The organism is Nonomuraea ceibae, assembly GCF_019396325.1.
GTDB classification, from domain to species: domain Bacteria; phylum Actinomycetota; class Actinomycetes; order Streptosporangiales; family Streptosporangiaceae; genus Nonomuraea; species Nonomuraea ceibae.
On sequence record NZ_JAHKRO010000048.1, the window covers coordinates 33,758 to 50,552 of the forward strand.

Here is a 16,795-nt window from a genome sequence, read left to right on the forward strand (position 1 = left end):
CTTCCGTTCCTAGGTGACCGAGCTCGCGTACACCCGGCGAAGCCCTCGCAGACTCATGACCTGGGTGGATGTAATTATCGGCTGGCGCAGAGTTCATCCTTGTCGCGCCGCCCGCGATGGCCGAGACCGTCGACGTGGAACGACTGGAGACCGAACCAGTCGCGGCATTGGCGCATCTTCCTCTTGTGGCATATGCCGAGGAACTGCCGAGAGTGCGTCGCTACTGGCGAAGCGAGTTCGGCCGGCGCCCCCGAATCCGGTGGTGCTCGTCGTCTCCGATCTGCGGGCGGTTTTGGAGGGAGCGGCGACGAGGGCCGGCATCTCGGTTCTGCCGCGCTACATCGCCGAGCCCGCGCTGAAATCCGGGAGAGTCGTGCAACTGCACGAGCCGGAAGCAGCCCCTTTGAACACCCTCTATCTCACCTAGCGCGGCGCACCGGCGAATCCCGCTGTGACTGTTCTGCGCGACGCACTCCGGCAGGCTGCGCGCCGCTGGGGGGTCTGTAGGTCACGCTCCGCGTTTCGGGCGGACGGCGGGTGCCCCTGACGAGCAGGTGCGCACTGGTCAGGCGACGGCTGAGCACTCACCGGCCTCACAGGTGAGCAGCAATCAACGGCCGCTCAACCCCGACCACCCACTACTCAAGCAAAATCGAGGTACACCACTCCCGTGGACGCAACCGGCAGACGGGCCTGCACCGCCTCGGTGTCCTCGACCGTGCTCACGCCGGTGAGCCTGGAGAGCGGGTTCGACAGGAAGGCCTGTCGGCGGGCTCAGGCAGGATGGCGCTGATCAGCGGTGGCCGAGCGCGGCCGGATCGATCCCGCGCTCCTTCAGCAGGGCGTCGAGCTTGGCCTCCATCCGCTCGTCGCTCTCCTTCGACTGGGAAGACCCCCAGTAGTAGAGGAAGGCCAGCCCCGCCGCCTGCCAGATCAGCTGAAGGAACTCCGACTGCCAGTTCTCCAGTGTGGAGGCCAGGAACTGCGGCAGGTACTCGGCCCAGGCGAATTCTTGCCCGTGCTCGCCCTGCTCGTTCTGGAACACCACCAGCTGGAAGATGAACTGACCCAGCCAGGAGAACAGGAAGAACGCCCCGGTCCACAGGGCGAAGGAGTAGGCCTTGGCGAAGGGTGGCCTGGCGAAGGGCGGACCGGCCTGGGGGTTCTTCCGGGTGGACGTCTGCGCCATCGTGACCTCCATGATGGGGGATGCACTTCGGCTTCCCCGGCTGCGGACGAGGAAACAGACAGCCGATGCACCGCGCCCCTCAACATTCGCGTGGAAACCGGCGCAACGACGATGCCCATGTCGTGCTACGCGCCAGCAAGCGGGGGCCGATGCCGGTGGGTGGGCGCCGGCAACGCCGTACGCACCGGGACTCGGCTGGCTTCAGCGTCTGGCCGGTCCGCCCGGCCACGGAGTACGCAGCCGCCTCAGCAAGGGCAAGGCGGCCGTCAGGACCAGCATCAGCATGGCCAGTGTCCAGGTGAACACGTGCGAGGTCCCGTTGCCGAGCAGCGCGAAGAAGACACCGCCGACGGCCGGCACGCCGATCGCGTTGGCGATCTGCGTGGCGGTCAGCGCGAGACCGGAAACGGCACCCGCCTCCGCGGCGGGAACGCCTGCCAGGATCCGCGCGAACAGAGGGTTGGTGACGCACCCCTGCCCGGCTCCGGCGGCGCAGAGCACGGGCAGGAAGGCCAGGTGGCGATGCCCAAGCGCGACGGCGGCCTCGATCACGACCAGGCCAGCCAGCCCCGCTACGACGACAAGCACTCCGCCGGCGGGGACGAGGAGCCCCCAGCGGCCGGTGAGGCTGGGCGCCGCCAGAGAGCCGAGCGCGAACCCCGCTCCGACCGCCGCGAACATCCCGCTGGTCACCGACGGCGACAGCCCGAGCTCTTGTTGCAGGTGGTAGGTGAGGACGAACAGCAGCGGAGCGCTGATCCCGGCGGCGAAGACGGCGAACACCACGGCGATCCCGCTGCCGAGCCGCGAACGGTCCAGCAGCTTCAACGGCAGCATCGGCGCCGCGACCCGCCGCTCCCAGGCAGCGAACGCCACCAGCGAGGCGGCCGCGAGCACCAGGCAGCCGACCGTCCACGGCGCCAGCGGCTCCCTGGCCCTTGCGACAGCGCGACCAGCAACGCCGTCAGCCCCGAGGCGAATAGCCCGTTCCCCGCCAGGTCGAGCCGATCTCCGGCCCTGCCCGACATTCCCGCCGATCCCGGCCGTGCGCCTCCCCTACCCGGCGTCCCCGGCACCGCGAGCAGGGCTACCGCCAGCACCGCGACGCCGATCGGCACGTTGACCAGGAAGATCCACCGCCAGCTCCACCCTGCCCAGTCCGCCGCCAGCAGCAGCAGGCTACCCGCCACCGGCCCCGCCACCACGTCCAGGCCAACCGTCATCCCGTACCAGCCCATCGCCCGGTCCTGCCGGGAGCCGGGAAGCGCGGTGCGGATAAGGGACAGCACCTGCGGCAGCATCGCCGCTGCGGCGAGCCCCTGCGCCACGCGCGCGCCGATCAGCAGGAACGGACCGGTGGCGGCGGCGCAGGCGCCCGACGCTGCCACGAAGCCGGCCATGCCGGACATGAACATCCTCCGATGGCCCAGCAGATCGCCCAGTCGCCCTCCGGTAACCAGAGCCACCGCGTACGCCAGCCCGTACACCGAGACCACGAGCTGCGCCTCGCCCGACGTCATGCGAAGGCCGGCCTGGATCGAGGGGATGGCGACCGTGACGATGAACCCGTCGACCACCCCCACGAACGTGGTCAGGAGCAGAACACTCAGCATCGCGCCCTGGCGTCGGCTGCTGGACGCCCGGATCCAGCCGCCGGGGGAAGGACCGGCTAAAGGCATGGCCGGGGCTCAGCTCTCTTCGGCTGGCGATCCGGCGTCGACGCTCAGGCGTACGAGGTCCTCCTCGACCCCCGTCACCTGATCAGCGGCCACGTACAGGTCACGGGAGAACACTCACTTGGCGTCCACCTTGACGAAGCCGCTGCGCACCAGCCTCGCCGCCAGCGCAGGCGGCAGGTCGGGCTCGGCGTCGTGGAACACCGCGGCCAGGGCCGGCACCAGGCCGGGACGGTCACCCGGCTCCTGCCCCGCAGTGGTCACGGCCTGCGGGTCGCCCATCTTGACGAACTTCACCTTGCCGAGCCGCTTGCCATCACGGTCGACGACCTTCATGCCGGCGCGTACCTCACTGAGGATCGGCTCGTGGGAGGATGCACGATGACCGCTCCTTTCCTACCTGCTATGGGCTTACACGCCTACCCAGCCCGACGGCGGGCAGTCCAAGGTGGAGGGAGAGGACGTGATGCGGTGGCGTCGGCCGAGCGCACGTTGCTGGCCCTCTGGTGGCCCACGGCGCTGGGCGCGTCGATGTTGGTGCTGGAGATCCCCATCGTCTACGCCGCCGCGGCCCGCTCGACCGGTGGCCCGCAGGTGCTCGCAGCGATGGGCGTCTGCATCGCGATCCTGGTCGTGGTCAACTCCCCCGCACTGGCCGTCACGCCGCTCGCCGTCACCGCGCACGGCCGCCATTCCTGGCGACGGCTGCTCCGGCAGGCGCTGCTGACCGGCCTCGCGGCCGCCCTCGTCCTGGCCGCGCTGGCCATCGTGCCACCGCTGGTCGCACTCGTGCGGCTGGCCTTCGACGCCGACGCAGAGCTGCTCGGTCATATCCGCGCAGGCCTGCTCGGCCTGGCTCCCAACGCTCTCGGCGTAGCGCTGCGCCGCTACCTGCACGGGCGGTTGATCGTCACTGGACGGACCCGGCCGATCGCCGCGGCCACCGTCCTACGCATCCTCGGCACGCTCGTCCTGGCCTGGACGGGTACGGCGCTCTGGCCCGCCCATGGCGCGCTGGTCGCCGGGCTGGCGCTATCGGCCGGCGCCTTCACCGAGGCCGCCTATCTGGCCGTGGTGGTCCGAACCCTTCCCTCCGAGCCGCCACCCGCACCGAGCCCGTACCGTGAGCTGGTCCGCCGCCACGCCGACGTGTCGGCAGCGCGCCTGCTCGTCATGGCCCCGATGCTCGTCACCACGATCGCCGTCGCCCACTCGGCTCGCTCGACGGCCTCCCTTATGGTCTGGCCCGCGCTGTACGAGCTGGCGATGCTCTTCGCCTCCCCCACCAGCGACTGGGAATCCGTGGCCGTCGGCGCCCTCCGCACGCAGCCACGCGGCACCGCGCCCCGGCGCGTGACCGTCCGGCTCGCCACCGCGTTCACGTGCGTGTTCGTCCTGGTGCTGGCGACCGGGCCGGCTGGCGTCTACCTGCGCGACCTGCTGGCCGTGCCGGCCGACCTGACATCGTTCGCCCTGACCTGGTCGTGGCTGCTGGCCCCCGTCCCCGCGTTGTGGCTGGTACGCGGCTACCTGCGCGGCGCCGTCATGGCCGCCGTCGCCACCGGCTGGCTGACAGCGGCGAGCCTGGCCCATGGCGTCGCCCTGCTCGCCAGTGCCGCGGCGCTAGCGACCACCACCATGCCCGGTCTGGCCGTCGCCGGCGCCGCCGTCGTGGCAGGGCTCTCGATCGACGTGGCCATGACCGGCTACGGCGCGTTCCGCTCGTACGCGCACGGTCACACGAATCCTTCACCCTAAGAGCGCCTCACAGAATGATCTTTGTCGTGCTTTGCTCTCTCGCTGTAGCCGAGTGAGAGGAGCACGAGTGGCGAAGCAGAAGCCGTGGGAGGTCAGCGACGAACTCTGGGCGGCGATCGAGCTGCTGCTGCCCCGGCGGCAGCGGCGCTTCTGACATCCGGGGCGCAAGCGGCTGGACGATCGGCTGGCGTTGCAGGGCATCTTGTTCGTGCTGCACACCGGGATCGCCTGGGAACACCTGCCGCAGGAACTGGGCTACGGCTTGGGCATGACGTGCTGGCGGCGGCTGGCCGAGTGGAACGCCTCCGGCGTGTGGTAGCGGCTGCAGGAGGTACTGCTGGACCGGCTGCGGGCCGCCGACGCCCTCGACTTCTCCCGCGCTGCGGTGGACTCCTCGCAGATCAGGGCGTTAAAAGGGGGCCGCAGACCGGCCCGTCCCCGGTCGACCGAGGCCGGACCGGCAGCAAACATCACCTGATCACCGACGCCACCAGCATCCCACTCGCCGTCATCTTGACCGGCGCCAACCGCAACGACGTCACCCAGCTCCGCCCGCTGCTGGACGCCATCCCCAAGGTGCGCGGCAAGCGCGGCCGACCCCGCCAGCGCCCAAACGTGCTGCTCGCCGACCGCGGCTACGACCATGACAAGTACCGCCGCCTGGTCCGAGAACTGCAGATCCGCCCGCTGATCGCCCGCCGTGGCATCGCACACGGCTCTGGCTTGGGCAAACAACGATGGGTCGTCGAGCAGGCATTCGCCCACTTACACGCCTTCTGACGCCTGCGCATCCGCTGGGAAGTCCGCGCCGACATTCACGAAGCCTTCCTCAAACTGGCCTGCGCCCTCGTCTGCTGGCGACGCCTCGCCTCATTGCGTTAGGCGCTCTACGTCCGGCCGGTCTGCTCCTTCCATGCCGGTTGTGACCATGTGACTCATCCCACCTCAGCGAACAGCAGCACACTGGACATCGCCGTCGGTGGTTCCCAAGGTCCGCGGGCGCCCCCCACCCCCGCCGGTCCTCGTTCCCGAGACCTGCCGGGGGCGCCTGCTCGCCCGCGGGTCCACAGCCACCGCGACGCTTGAGCCTTCGCGTCACGGGCAGCGGGTCACTCCGACACAGAGGAGAGGAATCGTCATCATGAGCGACGACGAAGGCCGGCCGCTCGCGCTGGTGACCGGGGCGTCCAGCGGCATCGGCTACGAGCTGGCCAGGCAGTTCGCCGAACACGGCTTCGCCCTGGTCGTCAACGCCGAGAACCCGGGCATCGACGACACGGCGTGCGAGCTGCGCCAGCTCGGCACCTCGGTCGAGGCCGTGCGGGCCGACCTCACCCGCGAGGACGGCGTCGAGCGCCTCTACGCGCAGGCCACGGCCGGCGGCCGTCCCCTCGATGCGGTGGCGATCAACGCGGGCATCGGCGCGGGCGGACCCTTCGCCGAGACTGAGCTGGCCGCCGACCTGCGGGTGGTGGACCTGAACGTGCGTTCCTCCGTCCACCTGGCCAAGCTCTGCGTCCGCGACATGGCGGCACGCCGACACGGACGGATGCTGTTCACCTCGTCCATCGCCGCCACGCAACCAGGGCCCTTCGAGGCCACCTACGCGGCGTCGAAAGCGTTCCTGCTCTCGTTCTCCGAGGCGCTGCGCAACGAGCTCAAGGACAGCGGCGTGACAGTGACCACGCTGATGCCGGGGCCGACCGACACCACGTTCTTCGAGCGGGCCGGGATGACGGACACCCGGGTCGGCAGCGGCAACAAGGACGACCCGGCGCAGGTAGCCGCGCAGGCGTACGAGGCACTCATGGCCGGCAAGGACCACGTGGTGGCCGGATCGGTCAAGAACAGGGTGATGGCTGGGGCGGCCAAGGTGCTGCCCGAAAAGGCCAAGGCCCAGGCGCACCGCCGGATGGCCGAGCCGGGGTCCGGCGACGGCTGAGACGTCGCGTCGGGCCTCCCCGTTCAGCGTGGGAGCTCCTGGGACGCGGCAGGATCGGGATCGGAAGGGCGAGTCAGGCGTCCTCGCGGTCCTGGTTCTCCAGGCGGAAGAAGTTGCTCGGGCTCCCGTCGCTCCTGTGTTCCTGGTAGATGAGGTTCAGACCGCGCTCGCCGAACGTGCCGAACCACTCGTCCCCGCTGACGTGGCTGAGCTTGTCGCCGCCATAGCCGGGGAAGTCGAGACGCAGGACGCCCAGGTGATCGCCGTGCTCGGTGCCCTCGACCGTCGCTGGCACGACCTCGCGTGCGTCGGCCCACCGCTTGATCACTTCGTGGCTCGTCGTGACCAGGCTCCGGTCGGCATGCTCGGCTCGTCCTCCGGCAGCGGATCTCCTGGGAGTCCTTCAAGCTCTTGGAGCTTTCCGGGCCGCGCCGCACTCCCCTCCGCCGTCGCTGCCCGACCCGTCCTGCCACCCCTTCCCGCTGCGCCGCCGCCGCGACCAGCTCGTCCTTACGCATTCTGGGAATACCAGATGGAGCAAGGGATAAGAATCTAACGGTGTTGCGTCACCGGCAGGTCAACGGGTGAACGCCTCTTCGCGGGGCAGTGGGCCGATGTCGGAGCGGCGTCCGCGTTCTTTGGCCGCGTGGGGCTGGCCGGGGCCGCCGCGTGCGGCCAGGGCATCGGCGACGGGGCCGGTGACCAGCCCGTAGATCGACTTGTGCAGCACGTCCACCGCGAGCTCGCGCCTCGGCCAGGTCTGTGGCGGGGCTCCGACGCCTGTGGCGTTCTCCAGGATCTGGTCGTTGGTCAGCCGCGCCACCGTGGACATCAGCGACGCCCACCCGCCCCGCAGTCCCACGTGCGCCATGGTGGAGCGCAGCACGCCGATCAGGGCGCCCTGTCCGAGGTGCATGCCGAGATTCAGCAGCCGCGACGCCGTCCCGTGATGCTTACGTATGCCGGTGAGCCGTTGAGAACGCGGGCGGGGACGTAGGAATCGGGGCGTCCCGTTAGATGCTGCTCGAGCTTCTCTCCTACTGTCATCGCCGCTGCACCCACGGTGTCGGCGACAAGGCCCTGCCACAGTGCGCGCTTCATCATGACGCCCGACTACCCCCGCCCTCGACGCCACACCGCTGGAGGTTCAAGGGGGGCGGGCTGCCGGAGAGCGAGCTGAGGGCGTTGACGTTCGCGCCCTCGTCCACCCGACGCCGAGGCCGTCCACCAGTTCCCCGCCCATCCAGTCGGACGCCCCTCCCAGGAGCACCCGGCGAAGCTCAGGACCAGGGCCGGAACGGTGGAACTCGGTCGGTGCCGGTCCGGAGCAACCAGCTGCCGGCGAACAACGTGAGGACGAGCACGTTGCGGGATCCCGTGCAGGGCGCCGATCCGCTTGGCCCGGCTGCCAGCCGGGATGGCAACCCAGTCGACGAGACCGAACACACCTGCGACCACGCCACCGACGGGCCCCGCGGCGATCGTGGAGGAGGCGGCCACCGGGTAGCCGGACCCGTTCGCGATCAGGTGGAGGATGTCAAATAGCCGCTGTGACCAGCAGCCCCGTCGGGAAGACGGTGAGCATGGGATGCCCCGGATGTCCCAATGCCTTGACCTTGCTGTCCATGACGCTCCTTGCTCATCCGGACGGTACGACAGCGGCTACCGTCCGGCGATGCCGTCCCGGGCCCAAAGGGCGGGCGGGGGGCCGCACGGTCATTGCCGCCGGGGGTGCCGCAGTGCGGGTCCGTCGGGTTCGGTGTCGGTCAGCCGTCAAGCGTGACGTCCGTGGCCGCGGCTCACCGTCAGTCGCGCCGCTGATCACCCCCGATGCCGAGCTCGTGTGCGATGTCCTCCACGTTGGCAAAACTGCGCTCGGGCAAGGAACGCAGAACGGACAGCACCCTCTCCGGGGCCGCCTGCGATTCCGCGCGCTCCACCAAGGTCGCGCGGTCGGCGGGGAAGGCATGCACCCCGCTGATCCATCGAGCGAGATCGCTACGCCGGTCCACGTCCTTCGCGCTTATCCCCTCCGGAGAACCCGGCTCGAGCCCCGCCACGCGGGTTTCGTGATCGTCACGGTCCTGAGTCATCTCTGCGTCCCTTCAGCGGAGCGGATGCGGATGGCGGCAGGGCAGAGCCACCGCCGTTTGGCCTGGCGGTGCCAGGTCCTGGTCGGGCAGGACGGCCCTCAGCACGAGGGCCGCCGGAGCGCTGGGGCCGATCAGCGTGAGGTTCCCGCCGAGCGAGCGGGCCATGTGGCGTGCCCGCAGCACGGCAGTGGCGCCGCGCGAGTCCATGAAGGTCACGCGCCGCAGGTCCAGGGTCAGTCGCGGGCCGCGCTGCCGGATCACCGTGGCGAGAAATTCGTACAGATCATCGGCGGTGGACAGATCGACCTCGCCGCCTACGCCGACGACGGGGGCGCCTGCGGACAGGCTGACATTGAGATCCAGTCTCATAAAGGGTTCCTAGCTGGTGCACGCCCAGCGCTCTGGTGCGCCGAGTCCCCTCCCGTACCCTCGGCAAGACACTTCAACCGCCTCCTCACCTCTCCCTCGCTCCCGTAGTGAGGCCGGATCGCCACAACGCGACTGATGACGGGATCGAGCTGGTCCGCTGGCGGCTCGATGACCGGTGGGGAGAAGCGGCTCGCCTGGAGATCGGCGTGACGGTGTCCGGCGATCTCCACGAGGCCGTCGATGAGCTGGTGGATAACGCCCTGACCACACGGCAACGGGGAAGCCGGCGAGGCTTCACCGTGCGTCGAGCACGAAAGCCGATGACCTCGTCGGTCACCGGCGCCTGTTCGGCGAGCCGGGGAAGTGCCCGGTCGCTGAACGGCCGCAGCGACCGCTGCGTTCCGGTCCCGCAAGGCCGTCGCTCTGCGGTGCCAGCCGGCGCGGCGACGATGGCTGCTGACGTCGCCGATGCCGAGGCCGGCGCCGGTATCATGTTGCCGAGCCGCCGCCTCGTGCGCGCGCGGCGGCTCTGTCTGCTCCCTCTCGAGCCGCCTGTGCCGGCCACAGGTGGTCGCTGGTGGCTGTCTATCCCTCTTTTGCTGTACGTTCCTCGGCTCCCCAGGTGCGGGCAGCCCTCGCCTTGGTGCCGTGCGACGAGCACGTCCATGCTGACCGCTCATCGGAGCCCACCCGAACGATCACGAGCGCGCTCACGTTCATGGTCGATGCGCAGGTCAGCCCTGCAGAGACGACGCCGGTCGCGTGCTGATCAGGCGGCTGGGGACGGCCATCAGGAAACCGCTCGCCGGGCGGGCCGGGATGCGCCGCAGGGAGATGGCCAGGTCTTGCGGGGGCACGTCATAGTTCAAGCTGGCGAGCCGCATCGTCAGTGCCTGCAGCAAGGCCTTCGTGATCTCTTCTCCGGGGCACCGGTGCCCGGTGGCCAAATCCCCGCCACCCTGCGGGATAAGGTCGTAAGCGCCGATGTGACGTCCCATGAACCGCGTCGGGTCGAAGGTGTAGGGCTCCTTCCAGAGCCGGGAATCATGGTTTTGCCCATAGATGTCGAGCAGCACCAGGCAGCCTTCGGGGATCCGTTCCCCTGCCCAGGACAGCTCGCGGACCGCCTTGCCCGCGACGAAGGGCGCGAACGGGTAGAAGCGGCGGACCTCCTGCGCGAACGCCTCGGCGAAGGCAGCGTCGCCATCTCGTAGCGCGGCATGATGGGCGGGCCAGCGGTGCATCGCATGCGCGGCGAACGTCAGGAACCAGCACACGGCCACGGTCGGCCGGATGACGTTGAGCAGCTCCACCGCCGCCACCCGTGGGTCGAGCAGCTTGCCGTCGGCGTCGCGATGACGGGTGACCACGTCCAGCGCTGAGCCCGGCGGCGCAGTGATCGCCCCCTCGCGGATCCGCCGGACGAGGTTGCCCAGCCACGCCTCGCGGCGGGCGCGGGCCAGCCGGGCCCGCCAGTGCCGGGGCCCGCCGCTGCCGAACCCGTCGACCGCGGCCGTGAGGTCGGCCGCCAGAGCGGGCACATCGGCGCTGTCCAGTGGTATGCCCGCCCACTGGCACACCCCTCGGGTCAGGACCTTGGCCGCCTCGTCGAAGAGCACGACGTGCCGCCCGCCCGCCCAGGAGCCGACCGCCTCGTCCCAGGCCGCCTCGGTGTGCGTCACCAGTGAGGCCACGCCCTCACCGGTCAACAGCGACATGAACATCGCCTTGCGCACCCGGTGATCGACGCCGTCGAGCGTGTGCACGGCCCCATGCCCGACCAGCGTGCTCTTGACAGGCTCGGGCAGCGCCGGATGCCTGACCACGTGGTCCTCGTCGTAAAAGAAGCGCGCCGCCTCCGGCCCGCACAGTCCCACGGCTCGCCGGCCCAGCAATCGCGTGTGCACGACCTGCCCGGGCGTACGCCGCCGCAGGCCGGGCAGCCAACCGTAGCCTTCAAGAAACAGAAAAAGCGTGTCATCCAGCACCAGCATGGGCTCCGGTCTGCCCGGGGGCGCACGGGTGAAACCGTGGTGTTCAGCCCTGGTCGCTGTTCATGAGGTGGCGTATGCGCGGAGGCGGCAAGCGAGGCCAGCGCGTCGCAATTGTCACCATTTGCCCCCTGTTGGGGTTATCGGCCTCTCCAGCGCGGGCAAGAATTCAGAAGCAAATTGAGCGGACAACCGGGAGGAGTTGCCGTGCTCACGCTGACCACCGACGCGGTCGCGGCGATACGCGATCTGACCACGCAACCGGAAACTCCGCCGGACACCGGGCTGCGCATCGCAGCCTCCTCCACCAACGGCTCCGGCAGATCTCTCGAGCTGTCGGTCTCGGGCGGCCCGCATCCGGACGATCAGATACTCGAGGGTGAAGGCGTACGGGTGTACCTCGAACCGAGCGCCGCCTCGTTTCTGGACGACAAGACCCTCGACGCGGAGATGGATGACGACCGGCCATCCTTCCGGATCATTCCCCAGACCTGAAGCACTGTTCTCCGGCGGGGTTTGACCGACGTCTGTGCCGCCGATCCCCACGTCGTCCCCATCTTCGAGCCGACCGGCCAACTGTCCGGGCGACGTCCGGGCAAGACGACCTGGACCTCGCCACCGGCGGCCTGGCGCCCACTCCCCCGACCCCGAGGACACACCGGTCACCCAGGACTGGCCGACGCACGCGGCCTACGGGCGGGAGAAGGTCTCGGTGGAGCGGGCGCTGGACATCTTCGGGCGGTGACCAGAACGGCGCGACTGGGCCTGTCCACTCGGGGTAGGCGCTCGCCAAGACCCTCAGGAGGCATCATGGATAGCCCTCGTACCGCCGCCGGCAGAAGTCCCGTCCAGCTGGCGGCGTTCGTCACCGGCGCTGTGTTCGTCTTCGTCGGCGTGCTCGGGTTCGTCCCCGGCATCACGGCCCACTATGACGAGATGACGTTCGCCGGCCACGAGTCCGGCGCGTTGCTCCTCAACGTCTTTCAGGTATCGATCCTGCACAACCTCGTCCACCTGCTGTTCGGAATCGCTGGCATCCTGCTGTCCAGGACCTGGTCCCGCGCCCGCGCCTTCCTCATCGGCGGCGGCCTCATCTATCTGCTGCTGTGGATCTACGGCCTGCTGATCGGGCACGACAACCCGGCGAACTTCGTCCCGCTCAACACGGCCGACAACTGGCTGCACCTCATCCTGGCCGTCGGGATGATCGGCCTCGGCTTCCTCCTGTCCCGCCGACACACCTCCGCAGCGCGGTAAGTACAGCGAGGGCGCGCAGGGTTCCGTGCCCCGAGCCGGAGCTGCCGCAGGCTCGGCCCCTGCGCCACGCCGGAGACGGCCGGACCGCCGCACGCCTGCGCGGCGGTCATGCGCAGGCCGAGGCGCCTGCACGTCGGCTGGAGGCAACCGCACCGTCAGCGTTGCATCTGCAGGCTGTGAACGGGGTGCTCGCCCTCGGTCTGCAGCCGGTACTCCTCGCCGGACTTGGCGCGGTTGTCCTCGATAATCCGCTCGGAGGGCGCCTTCTCGCCGCCCATCAGCTCGTCCTGCATCTTCTCGAACCGCTCGTGGGCCTCCTGGACGTAGCCGGTGCCCAGCGTCGTGTAGTCAATCTGGGTGGCGATCAGCTCGCGCAGGTACGCCTTGTTCGGCTCGAACGTGACCGGCGTCGGCAGCTCGGGGGCGACCACCTGCTCCGGGTCGCGGCCGTCGTGCTTCTTGAACAGCTCGGCGGCCAGCCGCAGGTGCTCCAGCTCCATGTTCAGGTGCAGCTCCCAGATGGCCTTCACCTTGGGGTCGGACTCGGTCTCCATGAACGAGTGGTAGAGGTAGCACTCGTTGTACTCGTGGTTGAGCAGCATCTCCCACCAGCTCTCGCCCGGATCGACCAGCGACTCGTAGTGGGTGACGTGCTCCTCCTCGATGAGCCCGATCTCCTGGTAGAGCTGGCGGGCGATCGGCTCCATGTAGGTGGGGCCGACGTTCATGTAGAAGTTCATGGTCTGCTGCTCGGCGGCCATGATGGTCAGCGCGTGCAGCTTCGAGATCGGCGCGGCGGAGCTCTTGTCGTACGGCTCGCGCACGTTGTCGATCGGGTCGCGGTGGTGCAGGTAGGTCGGGCGGCCCGGCATGACCTCGGTGAGGTCGTCGACGATCTTCTCCGCCTTGCGGTGCTCGATCATCTCGTACAGGTTGGCGTACCGGTAGAGGTGGTCGAAGTCCTCCAGGACGCCGAACTGGTAGGCCTGCTTGAGATACGGGTCCGGCTCCATCCGGGCCACCCAGGCGGTCAGGTCGACGGCCACCTGCTCGTAGGCGAGCGTGGTCTCCAGCACCGAGGAGACGCCCGGCAGCAGCCAGTTGACCGCCTTCTGCTGCTGCGCCTCGATGTAGCGGACCCGGGCGAGCTGCTGCTTGAGCTCCAGGTCGGGGCAGTGCCGGGCGAGCTGGTGGCTGAACAGGATCGCCTCCACCTCGATCCCGTTCATCGCGATGATCCGGCACCGGGTGTACGGGTCGGCGTGGTCGGGGTCGATGGGCATGACGTTCAGTTCACGCCAGTTGCGTAGCTGCTTGTCGAGAGGGATGCCCCGCTCCCGCAACGGATTGAAGGTCATGTGCGCGCGCTCCTTCAAGCTGCTCGACTGCGCGGCCCCGTGGCCGCGCCCTGGCCGGCCACCTTTTGATCCGCGAGGCGGCACCGAGATCCGGCCTACCCAGCGGCCCTTGGCACAATCACCTCTTTGGACCGCAGAACAGCCCGGAGTTGGCAAGGCGATGCGTGACCACCGCGCCCACGGGTAGACAGGCGGCCGTATCCGAGAGGAGATCGATCATGGCCGACCAACGGAAGACACCGGAAACAATGGCTGAGATGGACGTCATCGACCTGCTGCTAGCCCAGCACGCGTTGATCAGAGATCTGTTCGACGAGGTCGAGCAGGCGGCCCCCGAACAGCGGGGCGAGGCGTTCACCCGCCTGGTTCGGCTGCTGGCCGTGCACGAGACAGCGGAGGAGGAGATCGTCCACCCCTACGCCCGTCGCAAGATCGACGCGGGTGACGCCGTGGTCGAAGACCGGCTGGCCGAGGAAAACGAGGCCAAGCAGCTCCTGCAGCAGATGGACCAAGCGGGGGTTGAGGACCCTGCTTTCATGGACAACCTCCTGTTGCTACGCGGCTCCGTCGAGGCGCACGCCCGCGCCGAGGAGCGTTATGAGTTTTACAAGTTGCGCGCCCACACCACCGAAGCCGAACGCCGCACGCTGGCCACCGGGGTCAAGGCCGCCGAGGCGATGGCACCAACGCACCCGCACCCCGGCACCGAGTCCGCCACCAAGAACATGCTCATGGGCACGCCGATCGCGATGATGGACCGGGCCCGCGACGCCATCCGCCAGGCCATGGGCACCAAGAGCTAACCGCGGTCTTACCAAGGAACAAGGGCAGCAAGGACCCCTCCGACCTTCCTGACCGGAATTCCTGAAGCTCAGCTGCCTTCTTTGTCCTCCAGCCCGGCCGCGGCTCTCAGCTCCCCCAGGTCGTCACGCAGCCGTGCAGCATCCTGCTCCCTCGCGACATGCGCCATGAAATCGGCAAGCCCGTCGGCGATGGCGTTGAGCTGGTGCTGGATGGCGTCGTCGGACCGCCTCTGGGAGTTCTGCAGCAGGGCGACCAGCAAGAACGTGACAATGGTGGTCGCGGTATTGATGACAAGCTGCCAAATGTCCAAACTGCCGAACATGAAGTAGGACGGCGCCCAGATAAGCACGAGCAGCACGCACATGGCGAAAAACCAGGCACCCGAGACGAAAGCCGCAGCCCGGCTGGCAAATCGGTCAAAGAACGAAAGGCGAGCAGTCACGTCGGACGGCATGATGGCCTGGCGATCGTTACTGGATTGGTCTGAGGTCATCGCTACTCCTCCAGCGGAACGGAGGCACACAGCCTTTCCCAGAATGATCTACTGAAACCCCTAGGGCCACACGCTGGACCAGCACCAACGGCTCGTGTGCGTTCGTAACAGACAGCACTTCGAGGCCCGGGAAGGTCGACCCGAGCGAACGGGTCCCAGGCACTGGCGCATGCCGCCGAGGCGACGACGAACGCGGCCGTACCGATGACGAACAGGCGCCGACACCCAAAGTGATCGCCCAGCCGGCCACCGATGATCATACCCACAGCGTGCGCGAATCCATATCCCGCGATCACCAACTGTGCTTCACCAAAGGTGGAGTCCAGGTCCGCCTGAAGCGATGGCACGGCACAGTCATGAGAAAAGCTGTCAAGCACCCTCATAAAGCTGCCCAAGAACAGAACGGCCTTACCATAGCGGCGCGATCATCGCGATACGCATGCCTGTCCCCCTCCTCGCACGCGAGGGGCTACCCGCTGTCGCGGGTGATACGCGTCCGGCTCCGGAATACGCCCTGGTCAGGGGCCGCTGAGCAGGGTTCGCTGAAGGTCTCGGTCACACTCCGCGTCGCGGTAGGCGGTGGTTTCCTCCGTAGGACGCCGGGTAGCCGGAACGAGAGTTCGTCCCGCCCGAATCTCGCCTCTGACGGAGCTGAGTGCCATGAGGAACGGTGTGGCTCAGGTCCATGGAGTGTGTGAACCTCGCTTCGGCGACGTCCGTGACGCCTTTCGGCGCAACTTCGAACACGGCCGTGAACTGGGCGCATCCCTGGCCGCCTACCAGCACGGGCAACCAGTGGTGTGTTGTGGTCCGGCCTCGCGGATGTTGACGGTGTCCCGTGGCGGCAGGACACGATCGCGCTTCTCGCCTCGGCCACCAAAGGGCTGGTCGCAACCGCCGCGATGGTGCTGGTGGACCGCGGCATCCTTGACCTCGACGCGCCGGTCGCGGAACATTGGCCGGAATTCGCCGCCGAAGGAAAGGCGGGCATCCCGCTCCGCTGGGTCTTGGGACATCGTTCCGGCGTGGTGGCCGTTGACCGGCCGCTGACCCTGGCCGAGATGGAGAAGGCAACGCCGGTGGCCGATGCGCTGGCGGCGGCACGGCCGGCGTGGCGGCCCGGGCATGCCCACGGCTACCACTGCCTGACGATGGGCTGGCTGGTCAGCGAAACCATCCGGCGCGTCACCGGCCTGACGGCCGCGCAGTTCTTCGCTCGTGAGATCGCCTTGCCGCTCTGGTCGATCTGCACATCGGCCCGCGCTCCGGTGACGATCGGCTGCTCGCGGGTCTCGTGCCACCCACCGAACGGCAGCTCCAGCACGGGCGTGGCAACCCCCAGTTCAGCGCGCTGAACCAGGCCATCTGCGACCCGGCCTCCCTCTTCAGCCGGGCGACCTTCGGCAGCGTGACCGTCACCGCGGATCTCCTGGAAAGCGTTCGGGCCTGCCGACTGGACATACCCTCGTGCGGTGGAGCCGCAACGCCGCCGGTCTGGCCCACCTTTATGCCTCGCTGGTCTGCGAAGTCGACGGCATCCGGCTACTCCGTCCGCAGACCACGGACCGGGCACGTACTGTCGAAGCCACCGGGCCGGATCTCGTCCTCGGCTGTGACACTGCCTACGGGCAGGGATTCATGCTCCCCGGAGGTCCGATGTGGCCGGCCGCCGGCCACCCGGCGCCTTCGGCCATGCCGGCGTCACCGGAGCCTTCGCCTTCGCCGACCCCGCCAGCGACCTCGGCTTCGCCTACGTACCGAACCGGATGTCCGAGCTCATCGAAGGAAGCGATGACCGAGCCCATCACCTCGTGGAAACCACCCTTCAATGCGCGTATAGGTGACGAACCGGCGAATGCGTGGGT

The 16,795-nt window shown here is 68.7% G+C and carries 19 protein-coding genes and 1 pseudogene; 8 read left to right on the top strand and 12 right to left on the bottom strand.

What is annotated here, in order from left to right:
- The first annotated feature begins 55 nt into the window (after window positions 1-55).
- Window positions 56-427: a LysR substrate-binding domain-containing protein gene (locus tag KME80_RS50715; RefSeq protein ID WP_246645843.1), complete on the top strand. Its 372-nt coding sequence runs from the start codon at window positions 56-58 to the stop codon at window positions 425-427.
- A gap of 366 nt (window positions 428-793) precedes the next feature.
- Here the strand turns inward: KME80_RS50715 and KME80_RS26745 are convergent, their stop codons facing one another.
- The 4 genes from KME80_RS26745 to KME80_RS26760 all read right to left on the bottom strand — a co-directional run bounded on the left by KME80_RS26745 (window position 794) and on the right by KME80_RS26760 (window position 3,201).
- Window positions 794-1,189, bottom strand: a complete 396-nt coding sequence (locus KME80_RS26745) for a DUF6766 family protein (protein WP_219508994.1) — start codon at window positions 1,187-1,189, stop codon at window positions 794-796.
- 201 nt (window positions 1,190-1,390) lie between these two features.
- Entirely contained in the window at window positions 1,391-2,026 is a 636-nt protein-coding gene (locus KME80_RS26750; RefSeq protein WP_219508996.1) for an MFS transporter, read from the bottom strand.
- Window positions 2,014-2,802, bottom strand: coding sequence for an MFS transporter (locus KME80_RS26755; RefSeq protein ID WP_219508997.1), 789 nt, complete (start codon window positions 2,800-2,802; stop codon window positions 2,014-2,016). Before KME80_RS26755 ends, KME80_RS26750 begins: the two co-directional genes overlap by 13 nt.
- A 180-nt stretch (window positions 2,803-2,982) precedes the next feature.
- Window positions 2,983-3,201, bottom strand: coding sequence for a hypothetical protein (locus tag KME80_RS26760; RefSeq protein WP_219508998.1), 219 nt, complete (start codon window positions 3,199-3,201; stop codon window positions 2,983-2,985).
- A 135-nt stretch (window positions 3,202-3,336) separates the two neighbouring features.
- On the opposite strand from KME80_RS26760, the gene KME80_RS26765 reads away from it, so the two are divergent.
- The 3 genes and pseudogenes from KME80_RS26765 (at window position 3,337) to KME80_RS26775 (ending at window position 6,565) form a co-directional block, all read left to right on the top strand.
- Window positions 3,337-4,623 (top strand): hypothetical protein, encoded by a 1,287-nt coding sequence (locus KME80_RS26765; protein WP_219508999.1) that lies wholly within the window; start codon window positions 3,337-3,339, stop codon window positions 4,621-4,623.
- Between the two features lie 67 nt (window positions 4,624-4,690).
- A pseudogene (locus tag KME80_RS26770) lies at window positions 4,691-5,505 on the top strand (IS5 family transposase).
- A gap of 259 nt (window positions 5,506-5,764) precedes the next feature.
- Window positions 5,765-6,565, top strand: a complete 801-nt coding sequence (locus KME80_RS26775; RefSeq protein ID WP_219509000.1) for an SDR family NAD(P)-dependent oxidoreductase — start codon at window positions 5,765-5,767, stop codon at window positions 6,563-6,565.
- A 73-nt stretch (window positions 6,566-6,638) separates the two neighbouring features.
- On the opposite strand, the gene KME80_RS26780 is transcribed toward KME80_RS26775, so the two are convergent.
- The 5 genes from KME80_RS26780 to KME80_RS26800 all read right to left on the bottom strand — a co-directional run bounded on the left by KME80_RS26780 (window position 6,639) and on the right by KME80_RS26800 (window position 11,021).
- Window positions 6,639-6,893 carry a hypothetical protein gene (locus KME80_RS26780; RefSeq protein WP_219509001.1) on the bottom strand — a complete coding sequence of 85 codons (255 nt, stop codon included), beginning with the start codon at window positions 6,891-6,893 and terminating at the stop codon, window positions 6,639-6,641.
- A 249-nt stretch (window positions 6,894-7,142) separates the two neighbouring features.
- Entirely contained in the window at window positions 7,143-7,481 is a 339-nt protein-coding gene (locus tag KME80_RS26785; RefSeq protein WP_219509002.1) for a hypothetical protein, read from the bottom strand.
- Between the two features lie 889 nt (window positions 7,482-8,370).
- A complete protein-coding gene (locus KME80_RS26790; protein WP_219509004.1) occupies window positions 8,371-8,658 on the bottom strand; it encodes a DUF2795 domain-containing protein in 288 nt (95 codons plus the stop codon).
- Between the two features lie 12 nt (window positions 8,659-8,670).
- A complete protein-coding gene (locus KME80_RS26795; protein ID WP_219509006.1) occupies window positions 8,671-9,027 on the bottom strand; it encodes an STAS domain-containing protein in 357 nt (118 codons plus the stop codon).
- A 734-nt stretch (window positions 9,028-9,761) separates the two neighbouring features.
- Window positions 9,762-11,021, bottom strand: coding sequence for a cytochrome P450 (locus KME80_RS26800; protein WP_246645837.1), 1,260 nt, complete (start codon window positions 11,019-11,021; stop codon window positions 9,762-9,764).
- A 204-nt stretch (window positions 11,022-11,225) separates the two neighbouring features.
- Between KME80_RS26800 and KME80_RS26805 the strand changes: the two genes are divergently transcribed.
- Complete coding sequence (locus tag KME80_RS26805) at window positions 11,226-11,513, top strand: HesB/IscA family protein (RefSeq protein ID WP_219509007.1); 288 nt, start codon at window positions 11,226-11,228, stop codon at window positions 11,511-11,513.
- Window positions 11,514-11,828: 315 nt separating this feature from the next.
- Entirely contained in the window at window positions 11,829-12,275 is a 447-nt protein-coding gene (locus KME80_RS26810; protein WP_219509008.1) for a DUF4383 domain-containing protein, read from the top strand.
- A 155-nt stretch (window positions 12,276-12,430) separates the two neighbouring features.
- Here the strand turns inward: KME80_RS26810 and KME80_RS26815 are convergent, their stop codons facing one another.
- A complete protein-coding gene (locus KME80_RS26815; protein ID WP_219509009.1) occupies window positions 12,431-13,633 on the bottom strand; it encodes a hypothetical protein in 1,203 nt (400 codons plus the stop codon).
- Between the two features lie 257 nt (window positions 13,634-13,890).
- Here KME80_RS26815 and KME80_RS26820 point away from each other — a divergent pair, with 257 nt between their 5' ends.
- On the top strand, window positions 13,891-14,436 hold the full coding sequence (locus KME80_RS26820; protein WP_246645838.1) for a hemerythrin domain-containing protein: 546 nt from the start codon (window positions 13,891-13,893) through the stop codon (window positions 14,434-14,436).
- Window positions 14,437-14,504: 68 nt separating this feature from the next.
- Here KME80_RS26820 and KME80_RS26825 read toward each other — a convergent pair whose 3' ends face one another.
- On the bottom strand, window positions 14,505-14,930 hold the full coding sequence (locus KME80_RS26825) for a low affinity iron permease family protein (protein WP_219509010.1): 426 nt from the start codon (window positions 14,928-14,930) through the stop codon (window positions 14,505-14,507).
- Window positions 14,931-14,932: 2 nt separating this feature from the next.
- The gene (locus KME80_RS26830; protein WP_281427179.1) at window positions 14,933-15,325 is read right to left on the bottom strand and encodes an MFS transporter; all 393 of its coding nucleotides are present in this window, start codon (window positions 15,323-15,325) and stop codon (window positions 14,933-14,935) included.
- A gap of 408 nt (window positions 15,326-15,733) precedes the next feature.
- On the opposite strand from KME80_RS26830, the gene KME80_RS26835 reads away from it, so the two are divergent.
- Window positions 15,734-16,285, top strand: coding sequence for a serine hydrolase domain-containing protein (locus tag KME80_RS26835; protein ID WP_219509012.1), 552 nt, complete (start codon window positions 15,734-15,736; stop codon window positions 16,283-16,285).
- The last annotated feature ends 510 nt before the right edge of the window (window positions 16,286-16,795 follow it).

Bases quoted from the DNA above. Each gene is read 5' to 3' on its own strand.
- KME80_RS26785 (WP_219509002.1), bottom strand. From the start codon at position 7,481: ATGCACCTCGGACAGGGCGCCCTGATCGGCGTGCTGCGCTCCACCATG.
- KME80_RS26810 (WP_219509008.1), top strand. From the start codon at position 11,829: ATGGATAGCCCTCGTACCGCCGCCGGCAGAAGTCCCGTCCAGCTGGCG.
- KME80_RS26795 (WP_219509006.1), bottom strand. From the start codon at position 9,027: ATGAGACTGGATCTCAATGTCAGCCTGTCCGCAGGCGCCCCCGTCGTC.
- KME80_RS26745 (WP_219508994.1), bottom strand. From the start codon at position 1,189: ATGGCGCAGACGTCCACCCGGAAGAACCCCCAGGCCGGTCCGCCCTTC.
- KME80_RS26820 (WP_246645838.1), top strand. From the start codon at position 13,891: ATGGACGTCATCGACCTGCTGCTAGCCCAGCACGCGTTGATCAGAGAT.
- KME80_RS26800 (WP_246645837.1), bottom strand. From the start codon at position 11,021: ATGCTGGTGCTGGATGACACGCTTTTTCTGTTTCTTGAAGGCTACGGT.
- KME80_RS26775 (WP_219509000.1), top strand. From the start codon at position 5,765: ATGAGCGACGACGAAGGCCGGCCGCTCGCGCTGGTGACCGGGGCGTCC.
- KME80_RS26790 (WP_219509004.1), bottom strand. From the start codon at position 8,658: ATGACTCAGGACCGTGACGATCACGAAACCCGCGTGGCGGGGCTCGAG.
- KME80_RS26825 (WP_219509010.1), bottom strand. From the start codon at position 14,930: ATGACCTCAGACCAATCCAGTAACGATCGCCAGGCCATCATGCCGTCC.
- KME80_RS50715 (WP_246645843.1), top strand. From the start codon at position 56: ATGACCTGGGTGGATGTAATTATCGGCTGGCGCAGAGTTCATCCTTGT.
- KME80_RS26755 (WP_219508997.1), bottom strand. From the start codon at position 2,802: ATGCTGAGTGTTCTGCTCCTGACCACGTTCGTGGGGGTGGTCGACGGG.
- KME80_RS26815 (WP_219509009.1), bottom strand. From the start codon at position 13,633: ATGACCTTCAATCCGTTGCGGGAGCGGGGCATCCCTCTCGACAAGCAG.
- KME80_RS26760 (WP_219508998.1), bottom strand. From the start codon at position 3,201: ATGAAGGTCGTCGACCGTGATGGCAAGCGGCTCGGCAAGGTGAAGTTC.
- KME80_RS26750 (WP_219508996.1), bottom strand. From the start codon at position 2,026: ATGCTGCCGTTGAAGCTGCTGGACCGTTCGCGGCTCGGCAGCGGGATC.